The organism is Acinetobacter sp. H1(2024), from assembly GCF_046557555.1.
GTDB lineage: Bacteria > Pseudomonadota > Gammaproteobacteria > Pseudomonadales > Moraxellaceae > Acinetobacter > Acinetobacter seifertii.
Map to the genome: position 1 here is coordinate 482,611 of NZ_JBKGFO010000002.1, position 13,022 is coordinate 495,632.

Annotated in this window: 9 protein-coding genes; 1 reads left to right on the forward strand and 8 read right to left on the reverse strand. The window is 40.1% G+C overall.

Features of this window, described 5'->3' with window-relative positions; all coding sequences use genetic code 11:
• The 5 genes from pstA to ACLCEG_RS08070 all read right to left on the reverse strand — a co-directional run bounded on the left by pstA (nucleotide 1) and on the right by ACLCEG_RS08070 (nucleotide 7,594).
• Nucleotides 1–1,398, reverse strand: a complete 1,398-nt coding sequence (pstA, locus tag ACLCEG_RS08050; protein ID WP_410567017.1) for a phosphate ABC transporter permease PstA — start codon at nucleotides 1,396–1,398, stop codon at nucleotides 1–3.
• A complete protein-coding gene (pstC, locus tag ACLCEG_RS08055; RefSeq protein WP_410567019.1) occupies nucleotides 1,395–2,774 on the reverse strand; it encodes a phosphate ABC transporter permease subunit PstC in 1,380 nt (459 codons plus the stop codon). Before pstC ends, pstA begins: the two co-directional genes overlap by 4 nt.
• Nucleotides 2,775–2,874: 100 nt before the next feature.
• Nucleotides 2,875–3,906 (reverse strand): substrate-binding domain-containing protein, encoded by a 1,032-nt coding sequence (locus ACLCEG_RS08060; protein WP_004707648.1) that lies wholly within the window; start codon nucleotides 3,904–3,906, stop codon nucleotides 2,875–2,877.
• 447 nt (nucleotides 3,907–4,353) lie between these two features.
• On the reverse strand, nucleotides 4,354–5,733 hold the full coding sequence (locus ACLCEG_RS08065; protein ID WP_019457717.1) for an amino acid permease: 1,380 nt from the start codon (nucleotides 5,731–5,733) through the stop codon (nucleotides 4,354–4,356).
• 139 nt (nucleotides 5,734–5,872) lie between these two features.
• On the reverse strand, nucleotides 5,873–7,594 hold the full coding sequence (locus ACLCEG_RS08070; protein WP_410567021.1) for an alpha-keto acid decarboxylase family protein: 1,722 nt from the start codon (nucleotides 7,592–7,594) through the stop codon (nucleotides 5,873–5,875).
• Between the two features lie 134 nt (nucleotides 7,595–7,728).
• Between ACLCEG_RS08070 and ACLCEG_RS08075 the strand changes: the two genes are divergently transcribed.
• Complete coding sequence (locus tag ACLCEG_RS08075; protein WP_004700117.1) at nucleotides 7,729–8,214, forward strand: Lrp/AsnC family transcriptional regulator; 486 nt, start codon at nucleotides 7,729–7,731, stop codon at nucleotides 8,212–8,214.
• A 71-nt stretch (nucleotides 8,215–8,285) separates the two neighbouring features.
• Here the strand turns inward: ACLCEG_RS08075 and ACLCEG_RS08080 are convergent, their stop codons facing one another.
• The 3 genes from ACLCEG_RS08080 to ACLCEG_RS08090 form a co-directional block, all read right to left on the reverse strand.
• Complete coding sequence (locus tag ACLCEG_RS08080) at nucleotides 8,286–9,716, reverse strand: aldehyde dehydrogenase family protein (protein WP_410567023.1); 1,431 nt, start codon at nucleotides 9,714–9,716, stop codon at nucleotides 8,286–8,288.
• A gap of 286 nt (nucleotides 9,717–10,002) precedes the next feature.
• Nucleotides 10,003–11,535 carry a pyridoxal phosphate-dependent decarboxylase family protein gene (locus ACLCEG_RS08085; protein ID WP_410567025.1) on the reverse strand — a complete coding sequence of 511 codons (1,533 nt, stop codon included), beginning with the start codon at nucleotides 11,533–11,535 and terminating at the stop codon, nucleotides 10,003–10,005.
• 2 nt (nucleotides 11,536–11,537) lie between these two features.
• Nucleotides 11,538–12,911, reverse strand: coding sequence for a diaminobutyrate--2-oxoglutarate transaminase (locus tag ACLCEG_RS08090; protein ID WP_004700112.1), 1,374 nt, complete (start codon nucleotides 12,909–12,911; stop codon nucleotides 11,538–11,540).
• Nucleotides 12,912–13,022 lie beyond the last annotated feature (111 nt).

The following is a 13,022-nucleotide window of genomic DNA, read 5'->3' on the forward strand; positions in this document are numbered from 1 at the left end:
TTACCAACGCACTTCGAACTTTTTACGTAACCAAATTGCAAGGCTGTTTAAACCAATCATTAATGCAAGAAGTACGATAATCGCAGCAGCAGTACGGCCTTCGAAGAAGTTACGCAACTCATTACCCTGCCATAAGTAAACTTGAACAGGTAAAGCAGTTGCTTGATCAAATGGAGTGGTTGGAATACTGGCAACGAATGCACTCATTCCAATTAAAAGTAACGGCGCAGTTTCACCAAGCGCATGTGCCACACCAATAATTGAACCTGTCATGATGCCCGGCATCGCTAAAGGTAAAACATGATGGAAAACGGTTTGTACTTTAGAAGCACCTAAACCAAGTGCAGCTTGTCGAATTGATGGTGGGACAGCTTTTAAAGACGCACGGGTTGTAATAATAACTGTTGGCAGTGTCATTAAACTTAATACCAAACCACCGACAAATGGAGCCGACAATGGTAAATGCATCCAACCAATGAAAATCGCAGCACCGAGTAAACCGAACACAATTGAAGGAACAGCTGCAAGGTTATTAATGTTGACTTCAATAATGTCTGTCAGGACATTTTTTGGAGCAAACTCTTCCAGATAAATAGCACTCGCCACACCAATTGGGATCGAAATAATGATCACAATCAGCATCATAAATAACGAGCCCATGAATGCACCTGCAAGACCACTAATTGCTGGTGAACTACGAGAGTCCGGATTTGTAAATAAGTTGGTATTAAACGTATTTTCGAGAATACCTTTTGCTTTCAAATCATCTGCAAGCTTACGCGTTTCTGGGTCAAGCTGTTGCTGGTCATCTGGTAATGAGCGGTCAATGTTGCCTTTTAACCATACGTCTACGTTAGCATCGCCCAAGAAAGTAAGGTTCTCTTTTTTACCAATCAGCGATGGGTCAGCAAATACCATGTCACGTAAACGATAAGCTTCAGAACTTGCATAAAGGCTACGTAAGGAATCACGCTGTGACTCAAGTGAAGGGTCTTTAGCAACCATACCATTTACGATCAGGCTATCCCAATCGACCATACCCATTTTTGTTTGCCAAGCTACATAACGTTCTTGGTAATGCGCCGGTGTTTCACCCTGAGTACGAACAGGCACAGGACCCGCATCAATCACTTTAGGGTCAAAGTAAACTGGAACATTCATACTGGTTTGCCAAAATGCTGGTAAACCTTTTGCCAAAATACTACCGAACAATAGCGCAACAAATGCAAGACCAATAACAACTGCCGATAAACCAGCAATACGGAAAGCTTTTTCTTTACGGTGACGCTTCGCCAATGATTTTTCAATCACTTTTTTGCGGCGATCACGTGTCTGAGCAGCAGCTTGTGGATCAAATACGTTCTGATCCATAGGAGACGATGTATTTGATGTACTCATTCGTATTGCTCACGGTATTTACGCACAATGTACAGTGCAACAATGTTTAATCCCAAGGTAATCACAAAGAGTGTTAAACCCAGTGCAAATGCCACCAAGGCTTGCGGGCTTGCAAAATCGGTATCGCCCGTTAACTGTTTTACGATAGTTACTGTAACTGTCGAAACAGCTTCAAACGGATTTGCATGTAGAAGTGGACTATTTCCCGCTGCCAAAACCACAATCATGGTTTCCCCTACGGCACGCGATACAGCCAATAAAAATGCCCCAGTAATACCCGGTAAAGCTGCTGGTAAAACCACTTGGCGGATTGTTTCTGATTTGGTTGCCCCAAGCCCGAGTGAACCATCACGAAGTGCACGTGGCACCTGAGTAATAATGTCATCTGACAAAGATGAAACAAATGGGATAATCATGATTCCCATTACGAAACCTGCAGTCAAAGCACTGGTTGCGTTAATTTCGATACCGACATGAGCACCAACAGCTTTAAAGAATGGACCAATAACCATCATGGCAAAAACACCATAAACAATCGTTGGAATACCCGCTAAAACTTCAATGGTTGGTTTTGCCCATGAGCGTAACCATGGAGATGCGTATTCAGCTAAATAAATAGCAATCATTAAGCCAACAGGTACGGCAACCAATAAGGCAATACCACTGACCATGAGCGTACCCCATAGTAATGGTAATAAACCATAGCTACCTTCTGCATTACCTGAAGTACTAAAACCTGGGTTCCATTCAGTTCCAAAGAAAAAGTCAATTGGACTTACAAAGTGGAAGAAGTGCATTGCTTCACCAAACATCGACATTACAATGCCGATAGTGGTTAAGATTGCAACACCAGAACACAAGATTAAAGCAACATTAATGGCACGTTCAACTTGGTTACGAGCGCGATATTCTTGATTGATTTTTTTCTTTGCCCAGACCAAGCCTAGTAAGGCAGCACAAATAACAACAGCAAATTTGGCAAAAGAGCCAATAGTTTGAAATTTTGCATATTGCTGAGCCGCAGCCAATTCATAAGCTTCTGGATGATCACTTACCCCAAAACCTGAAGCAATCGATTGAACTCGATCAACAAGAACACTTCTTGCTGCTTCATCTAGAGATGCAGCGACAGAAGCAGGAACATTATTAAAGATAATATGATTTAAAATACTTGGCTCAACCAAGTTCCAAATGATCAAAATTAAAAAAGCAGGGATACCGCACCAAAGCCCAACCAGTGCGCCATAATAACCAGGACGAGAATGTAGTGTCGCCGAGTTGCTTCCCTTACCTGCTAGGTGGCGGCTCTTTCTTAGCCCAAGTTGATATGCAATTGCCACAAGGGCTAACAACACACCGATAAGTAGCAGATTCATGTATTCTCCACTGTTTTCTCAATTGTCATAATTTGGGAAAAACGTGTTAGACAAAAAGGCTGATGATCACTTGGGATCACCAGCCCCTATTCAAAACAAATTATTTAACAGTTTTACCTGCTTTAAAGTCAGCCAAGACTTTAGCGCGTTCTGCATCAGACATTGCGATTAAACCGTCACGCTCAGCTTTAGAACCTTTACCAGTCGCTTTTTTGCTTAGGAAGTATTCTACATACTGTGGTAAACCTTTAACTGATTTTAAGTGTTCGCCTTTCACATAGAAGAACAATGGGCGAGATACAGGGTATGTACCGTTTAACACAGTTTTCTCAGAAGGAAGTACGTTGTTTACTGATGCTACACGTAACTTGTCACGGTTCATGTCATAGAAGCTTAAACCGAACACACCTACCGCACTTGGAGAAGTTTTTAAGCGAGCTAAAGTTTCTGTATAGTCGCCAGCAATTTCAATTACACGACCGTCTTTACGGAAAGTCGAACATGCTTTCTTCTGAGCGTCTTTATCTAAGTTTTTGAAGTATTCGTATGATTCACAACCAGCATCAACCATTTTCTCTTGGAAAACTTCACGCGTACCGTGGTTAGACGCAGGAATTACAAGCGTAATAGGTTCGTTAGGAAGTGATTTGTCGATTTGGTTCCAGTTTGTATATGGGTTTGGAACCAATTTACCTTTTGAAGGTAACTGCGCAGCTAAAGCAGCAAACACATGGTAAGGCTTTAATTTATAAGCTGCTTTGTGTGAGCTAGACGCGAATACGATACCGTCATAACCAATTTTGATTTCTTGAATTTGTTTTACACCAGCTTTGTTACAAGCTTCAATTTCAGTGCTTTTAATTTTACGAGAAGCGTTTGCAACGTCGATTGTATTGTCACCAACACCTTGACAGAACTGCTTTAAACCAGCAGAAGAACCACCAGAACCCACAACAGGAGTTTTAAATTGAGGGAATGTATTACCAAACTCTTCAGCTACAACGCTGGCAAATGGTAATACAGTTGAAGAACCAGCAATTTGAATCGTATCACGAGCTGCATTTGCAGTCGTAGTTACAGCGGCCCCAGTTACTGCTAACGCAATTGCGATTTGACGTGGATTTAAGCGCATTCTGTTCTCTCTCATTAATGCAATAGGTTGTACGTCACTTTTTGTTTAGTGCTTGTACGCTCTTCGATAGCTGCATTGTGAATAGAAAATATGACAAATAAGTTACAGTATTATGACGCTTTAATGATTTTTAAAATCGGGACTGTCATATTTCTAATTCTATTTTATATCAATTATTTAATCTTATTTTACAAGGTAGCTCGCACTCAAGTTTAATCTTGAATATGACAAACACTCAAATCAACAAATTGATAATTATGCTTAAATTATAAAAACTTAATGAATTGAGATTACAAAATTATTTTACTAACCCATTTTTTAATTTTTTACATGTCATACTTATTTTGAAAAATTATTTCGCTCAAACATGAAAATATTATGACAAAAAGATAAACGGTTATCTGCTCTTTGTCAGATAACCGCAATATCACTGTAAATTTAAGCTTATTAGTTTGATTGCACTTCTGGCATTGCGACCATTTTTTTACGGTACTTCAAGAAATACATGATAGCTAAAGCCGCCAACCAAATAGGCCCTAAAATAACAGCCAATCTCATATCTGGCGTCATCGCCATAATAATAAGAATAAAGCATACAAAGCTAATGGTTAAATAATTACTCCATGGACTCATAATGCTTTGGAACTTAGTTTGGCGACGTTGCAATTTCATTGCTTTGGTAAATTTCAAATGTGTGACTGAAATCATAAGCCAGTTAATGACAAGTGCTGCCACAACCAACATCATAAAGATCTGAAACGCTTGGCCAGGAATTAAGTAGTTCACTACCACACATACAGCTGTGATTGATGCAGAAACAACCGCCGCCGGAACTGGAATACCACGGCTATTTACTTTCTTCAAAATTGCAGGAGCATTACCCTGCTCTGCTAAACCATGCAACATGCGGCTATTACAATAGATACAGCTGTTATAAACAGAAATAGCAGCAATTAAGACCACAAAGTTAAGAACATTTGCCACGCCATTACTATTGAGTGACTGGAAAATTAAAACAAACGGGCTACCACCTTCTGCAACCATATTCCAAGGGTAAAGACATAAAAGAATACCAATTGCACCGATATAAAAAATCAGGATGCGGTACACAATTTGATTTACTGCTTTTGGAATTGTTGTTTCTGGTTTCTTCGTTTCTGCCGCCGCAATACCAATAAGCTCTAAGCCACCAAATGCGAACATAATGACAGCCAAAGCCATGATAAAGCCATGAATACCATGCGGAAAGAAACCACCGTGTTGCCATAAATTTGCAACACCTGCTTGCGGACCTGCTGAACCGGAAAATAATAAATAAGCACCAAAGCCAATCATGCTTAAAATGGCAACAATTTTAATGCAGGAAAATAAGAACTCGGATTCCCCAAAAAAGCGGACATTTACCAAGTTAATGCCGTTAATTAAAATAAAGAAAAATAATGCAGTCATCCATGTCGGAATTTCGGGCCACCAAAATTGGATAAATGTACCAATAGCACTCAGTTCAGCCATACTGACGAGTACATACAACACCCAATAGTTCCAACCAGACATAAAACCAGCCATTTTGCCCCAATACTTGTTCGCAAAATAACTAAAAGAACCACTCACTGGTTCTTCAACAACCATTTCACCTAAATGGCGCATAATTAAAAAGGCAATAATTCCTGCAATTGCATATCCCAATAAAATTGAAGGACCAGCCAATTTAATTGTTTGTGAAAGACCTAAGAATAACCCTGTTCCGATCGCTCCTCCAAGTGCGATGAGTTGAATATGCCGATTGGATAAGCCTTGTTTTAACTCGTGCTTATTGTTTGCATCCATAACATTATCTCCAATGTTGGTGTCACTTCCTGTACACCTTTATTCAGCACTACATCCGAAGATCAGAAACCGACCTTCGGACATAAGTTGCTTTAATATGAGTCCATTTAATTTTGAGAAGACTTGTCCTATCTTCTATTTAAAACGAGCTTGCATCCTTACATTTAACTGGCTGGGAACGCTCCTTTAAAATTTCGTAGCCACGATCGCCGTAGTCAAAACGCGCAATCACAGAAGCAAATTTTTTCAAACTCACCGGGGCATCCATTGCTGGTAGTTTTAATTCAATAAAAGTTAACTGATCATTTAAATGAACATTGTCTAAAACGCTCTTTAGCTGCCCTGCTGTTTCAACCACATAAGTGGTATGGCCTTTTTTACCGTTAAATACCCCTGGAATTTCAGTATATTTCCAATTTTGCACGTCGTTATAGGCAGCATTTTCACCCATAATTAATCGTTCAATGGTGTAGCCGCCATTGTTCAACAAGAAAATAATTGGTTTTAAACCGTGACGGATAATGGTAGAAAGCTCTTGTACCGTAAGCTGGAAAGAACCATCGCCAATAAATAAAATTTGACGGCGTTCAGGGGCAGCCAACAAACTACCAAGCAAAGCTGGTAAGGTATAACCAATAGAACCCCAAAGCGGCTGAGCAATATATTTAGCTGTCGCTGGAAGCTTTATACCTGACAAAGCAGAGTTTGATGTTCCAACTTCACCAATAATCACATCATCTTCTTTTAAGAAACCTGAAATGTAGTTCCAAAGCACATCTTGGCTTAGCTTTTGTTGAGCTGGAGCTTCAACTACTTTCTGAGGTTGCTTTTCAAGAAGAGGTGTTGTCGATTTACGTGGTGCAACTTTTTTATTTAGCTCAACAAGTAATTGTCCAATTTCAATACCAGGAAAATCCTGACCAAAAATATTTAAGCCATAAGATTTAATTTCGATGTAGTTCTTGGTTTCAATTTGATGCGTAAATACAGCTGAGCCAACATCGGTAAAGCGTGCGCCAATACCAATTAAACAGTCAGACTGTTCGATGATATTTTTCACATGCGGTTGGCTTGCCCCACCAACATAAGTCCCGATATAACGAGGTGAGCCCTCATCCATAATATTTTTTGCAGTATTCATACCTGCAAATGGAATCGAGCATTTTTGAGATAAATCATTTAAAAGCGACGTTACACCAAAAACTGAAGCTTCATTATCAATAAGAAGTGCTGGGCTTTGAGCATTCTCAATAATGTCACAAAGTTTTTTTACCACAGTTTGTAATAATTCAGGTTCAACAGTTGGGTAGCTTAAGTCGAGGGAACGCTCAGATACTTCAATTTTAACGTGGGTAATATCGCCTGGTAGTTGAATGTGTACAGGACGGCGTTCAAGGAAACACTGACGTAATACACGGTCAATTTCAAAGGCTGCATTTGCTGGAGTTAAACGAGTTTGGGCAACTGTAAACTCTTTCATACAGTTCATAATATTGTCGTAGTTACCATCGACAAGCGTGTGGTGTATTAGTGTGCCCTTTTGAACCGCATGTAACGGTGGAATTCCTGAGATATGAATAAGAGGTACATTTTCTGCGTAGGCACCTGCAATACCATTAATCGCACTTAAGTCACCTACACCATAAGTGGTTGCCAAGGCAGAAAAACCGTTAATTCGTGCATAACCGTCTGCTGCATAGGCAGCATTTAATTCATTACAATTTCCAATAAATTCGAGTTGTGGGTCTGCTTCAACTTGTTCAAGATATGAGAGGTTAAAATCACCAGGTACACCAAAGAGATGTTGGATACCCATTTGTTTTAAACGAAGATTTAAAAAGTCACCGATTTCTATGAACATTGCTCTATATCCTTTGAGACCAATTTTTATTCCATAGAAAAATAATATTTCATCTACCTTTTAGATTTCGTGCATAATGAAAACGCATTTTAATAAAAATACATGATTTGTGTATCATAAAAGGATTTTATGCAATGGATAAGTTCGACTGGCAAATCATTCAAGCATTACAAAAGAATGGACGACTCACCAATCAGGAAATAGGAGATTTAATCGGTTTATCTGCTTCGCAATGTTCTAGAAGAAGACAGTTACTCGAGCAAAAAGGCATAATCTTAGGTTATACCGCACGCATCCAGCAGCAGGCGCTAGGACTGGAAGTTACAGCAATGATTCACATTAATTTAAGAACACACGAGGCAAAGTCACAGCAAGCTTTTCAAGAATTGATTGAAGCCGAAGATAATATTCAAGATGCGTTTTCAATTAGTGGTGATGCAGATTTTATTTTAAAAGTTGTTGCTGAAAACTTAGAACAGCTTTCTCAATTTGTGACTGAAAGATTGCTTTCTTATAATTTTATAGGCCATATAAAGTCTTACATTGTTCTAAAAAAAATCAAAGAACAGAATCATTTTTTAATCAAACCTAAAAGTATGAGCTATCATCACTCCCAATAAGCAAGCCAAGCTTTTCTACCTTATGAGTGAAAATAAAAAGGCGGATACTAGATCCGCCTTAAAATTAATATTTAGACTTTACTGATATGAACCGTTTGCCCAATCGTATTTTCAAGCAAACCTTCCAAACCAAACTCGGCACCTATACCAGACATTTTCCAGCCACCAAAAGGTGCATGAGGCAGGACTTCTGCATGGGTATTAATCCAAACAGTACCGCATTGAAGCTGAGTCGCATAAGTTTGAGCAGCTTTAATATCGGAAGACCAAATTGAGCCACCTAAACCAAACTCACTGTCATTGGCACGAGCAATTGCATCATTGATATCTGTATATTTTAAGATAGGCAATACTGGACCAAACTGCTCCTCTTGCACCACGCGACAAGAGTCAGAAACTTCAGTCAAAATAGTTGGCGCAATAAAGTAGCCTTGCTCTGGTAGCTGTTGTTGTCCAGAAAGTGCTTTTGCACCTTGTTCAATCGCTTCAGTAATAAGCGCTTTCACTTTGTTATATTGCATTTGGTTTTGTACTGGGCCAAATGTGGTAGAAGACGCCATACCATCACCGACAACTTGAGCATTGGCAATGTCAGCTAACTTTTGCGATAAAGCCTCATATTGACTTTCATGCACGTATAGACGTTTTAAGGCTGCACATGTTTGACCAGCGTTTAAGAACGCCATATTAAAAATCTTGGCTGCAATTTCATCGATATTTGCATCTGGCAATACAATACCCGCATCATTACCACCCAACTCTAAAGTTAAGTGTTTTAGCTGCTGAGCTGCACCAGCCATAATGTGCTGGCCTGTTCGAGTTGAACCCGTAAACACGACTTTTTGTACATCTGGATGAGAAGATAGCGCTTCGCCAATCTCACCAGCACCAACCACAATTGAAATAACACCAGCAGGAACTTCTTGCTGAATGATTTCACATAAACGTAAAGTTGATAGTGGTGTGTATTCAGAAGGTTTGCTAATAACAACGTTACCCGCGCGTAAAGCAGGCATGATATGCCAAACCGCAATCATGAGTGGCCAGTTCCATGGCGTAATTGAAGCCACTACACCTAATGGTTGGCGATGGCGCTCAATACGCTTAGTTTCACTGTCTTCAATGACTTCTACAGGTAAATCCATAGCAGCAGCATAACGCGTCCAACCAATTGCACCCTGCACTTCCATTTGCGCAAGTACGAGTGGCTTACCTTGTTCAAGTACAACCAACTCTGCAAGCATTTCAGCATGCTTTTCAATGCCATCTGCAATCTTGTTTAAAATTGACTTACGTTCATCATGAGAAACTTGCTGCCAAGCTTTAGATGCCTGTTTAGCTGCACTCACTGCCTGATTGACCTGTGCAACTGATGCTTTTGCACAACGTGCAGCAGTTAAGCCAGTAGCAGGGTTTAGAATTTCTAGTTCACCTTGCTCACCTGAACAAAGTTGACCGCCAATAATGAGTTTAAATTCATTGAGCATATTCGCTTGTTGCATTTCTTCTTCCTTGTCTTAATTGTAATTACAGCCACTTACTTTTTTCAGTTAAAGCGGGATTATTTAAAGTAAGTACGATATTGATATATCAATGCGACCCAAAATATCGGGAACATACCAATACAATAAGAAATTTGCTCCCCATAAATCATGCATAATTATTTTTGTTTTTTGAAAATATGCATGTTTTGTGCATTTCCTTCTGTTGTGATGCACATTTTTAATAAAAATAATATGTAATAAAAAAGCCCGGCAATAAACCGAGCTTTTTTTGTTATCAACTTAATTAGTCGATTGGTGGTACATAGTTACCAGAAGCAATTGCATCTTTAATGCGGTCAGCTTCAGCCAATACTTGACCTAAAAGGTTCTTAACATTTTCAAATGTCACAACAGGGCTTAATGTTGTCATTTTCAATGACTGTACATCACCCACTTTTGTTACACCGATATTTGCTTCACCACGTGCAAACAATTCGTCTGCTACGTTTTGGTTCAAGCTATCGATAAACTCAACTGGGTAGCCTTGTGGCACAACACGGAACAACACCGAAGCAAATTGTGGTTCAACTAGAAGTTCTAAACCTTCAGTTGCCTTGATGTAATCTGCAACTTCACGAGTCAGTTTTACACCATGGTCAATCATTGAACCATATAGGTCTTCACCAAGTGATTCAATTGTCATCCACAATTTCAATGCATCAAAACGACGAGTCGTTTGTAATGACTTAGACACAAGGTTTGGTACACCATGTTCTTCGTCATAAGCAGAGTTCAAGTATTCAGCTTCGTAGTGCATGAAACGATAGTTCGCTTCATCTTTTAACAAGAACGCACCACAGCTAATGCTTTGGAAATAATGCTTATGGAAATCGAGGGTAATCGAGTCAGACAACTCAATACCATCAAGCATTGCACGATAGTCATTTGACAAGATCAGTGCACCGCCCCATGCAGCATCGATGTGCATCCATGAACCATATTTCGTTGTGATTTCACGAATTTTCTTCAATGGATCAATTGCACCAGCATCGGTTGTACCTGCTGTCGCAACAACACAAGCAACAACTTTGCCTTCAGCTTGAAGATGTGCCATCGTTTTTTCGAGAGCATCAACATCCATCTGTGCATTTTCATTCACAGGAACAGTCACAACTGACTGGAAGCCCATGCCCATCATTGCCATGTTCTTTTGCACAGAGAAATGCGCATTTTCAGAACAAATAACTTTGACGTTTTTCATTGCTTCAGCTGGAATACCATCACGCTGTACAGACCATGGATTACCATTTTCGTCTTTCCAGTTTTTCGCAATGCACCAGTCACGAGCAAGCAACACACCCATCAAGTTAGATTGAGTACCGCCAGAAGTGAAAACACCTGCCTGACCAGAACCATAACCTACTTTTTGACGCAACCAATCAATCAGCTGAACTTCCATTAATGAACCTGCCGGGCTTTGATCCCATGAGTCCATAGACTGGTTAGTTGCATTGATTAACACTTCCGCAATCTGGCTCATCACCATAGTTGGGCAGTGTAAATGCGCTAATGAATGTGGATGGTGTACTTTCAAGCTTTTATTTAAGAAAAGCTCAATCATACGTTGAAGTGATTCTTGTACACCCATACCTTCTTTTGAAGGTTGGAAAGAAATTGCTGAACGCAATTCTTTGATGCTACCGCCTGTGTACATTTTTTCATTTTGCAACCATGCTGAAACGGCTTTTACCGCTTCGCCCATTGCTGACTCATAGTCAGCAATGGATTGTGCATCATTGCAGAGTAACGCTTTACGATGTTCTGCAAAATCCACCATTCTTACGCGCCTCGTACTGCAACCAATGCTTCTGCAATTGCTTTCTTAAAGCGGGCAATTACTTCCACACACTCTTCTTGAGTAATGATAAGTGGGCAAAGTAAACGAATTACTGTACCGTTACGACCGCCTTTTTCAAGCAATAACTTGTTGTTAAAGCAAGCAGTCTGGATCGCAGCCGCTAACTGAGAGTCAGCAGGATGAGAACCGATACGGTCAGCAGGTTTACGCTCGTCAACGATTTCAACACCAATCATTAAACCGCGGCCACGTACGTTACCGATACATGGGAATTCAGTAGCTAATTTTTTCAATTCAGCTTGTAAGAAATCACCACGTTCTTGCGCATTTTGAGCAAGATTTTGTTCGCTAATCGTTTTTAATACGACAAGGCCTGTACCCATAGCAAGTTGGTTACCACGGAAAGTACCGGTGTGACCAGCAGGCTGCCAAGCATCAAATTTACGTTTAATACCTAATACTGCAAGTGGTAAACCACCACCTACTGCTTTAGACATTACAACAACATCAGGTTCAATACCTGCATGTTCAAACGCAAACATTTTGCCTGAACGTGCAAAGCCAGCTTGAACTTCGTCTAAAATTAAAACGATGTTGTGCTTTTCAGTCACTTCACGGATTTTTTGCAACCATTTTACTGGAGCAGTAACAACACCGCCTTCACCTTGAATTGCTTCAAGAATCACAGCAGCAGGTTTTGTTACACCGCTTTCAACATCTTCAATAAAGTTTTCAAAATAGTAAGTTAAAGCATCAACACCAGCTTCACCACCCAAACCAAGTGGGCAGCGATATTCATGCGGATATGGCATGAATTGTACGCCTGGCATTAAACCGTTAACCGAGTTTTTCGCACTTAAGTTACCAGTCATTGCAAGTGAACCATGGGTCATACCATGATAACCACCAGAAAAACTGATTACTGAACTACGACCAGTGTAAGTCTTAGCAAGTTTAACCGCTGCTTCAGTCGCGTCTGCACCAGCAGGACCACAGAACTGTAAGCAGTACTCTTCTTTACCGCCTGGTAAATATGCTAACAACGCTTCAGTAAACGCATCTTTTAAAGGTGTGGTTAAGTCTAAAGTATGCAATGGCAAACCACTTGCCAATGTGTCTTGAATACTTTGAATCACCGCAGGATGATTATGACCTAAAGCCAATGTACCTGCCCCAGCTAAACAATCAAGGTACTGTGTACCTTCAACATCAGTAACCCAGCAGCCTTGTGCTTTCGCTATCGCTAACGGTAATTTACGTGGATAGCTACGAACATTCGATTCCATCTGACTTTGGCGAGTCAAATAATATTCGTTGGTAGCATTGTCGGCAGGGTTGACAGAAGTAACGCTCATATCGGATTACCATCTCTGATAAGGGTAGAAAGAAATAAGTCTGGTGACTTTTGGTCCTTTGACTCGGTGCTTTATAGAACTAGCGAAGACACATATTTTATATCTTGTAAC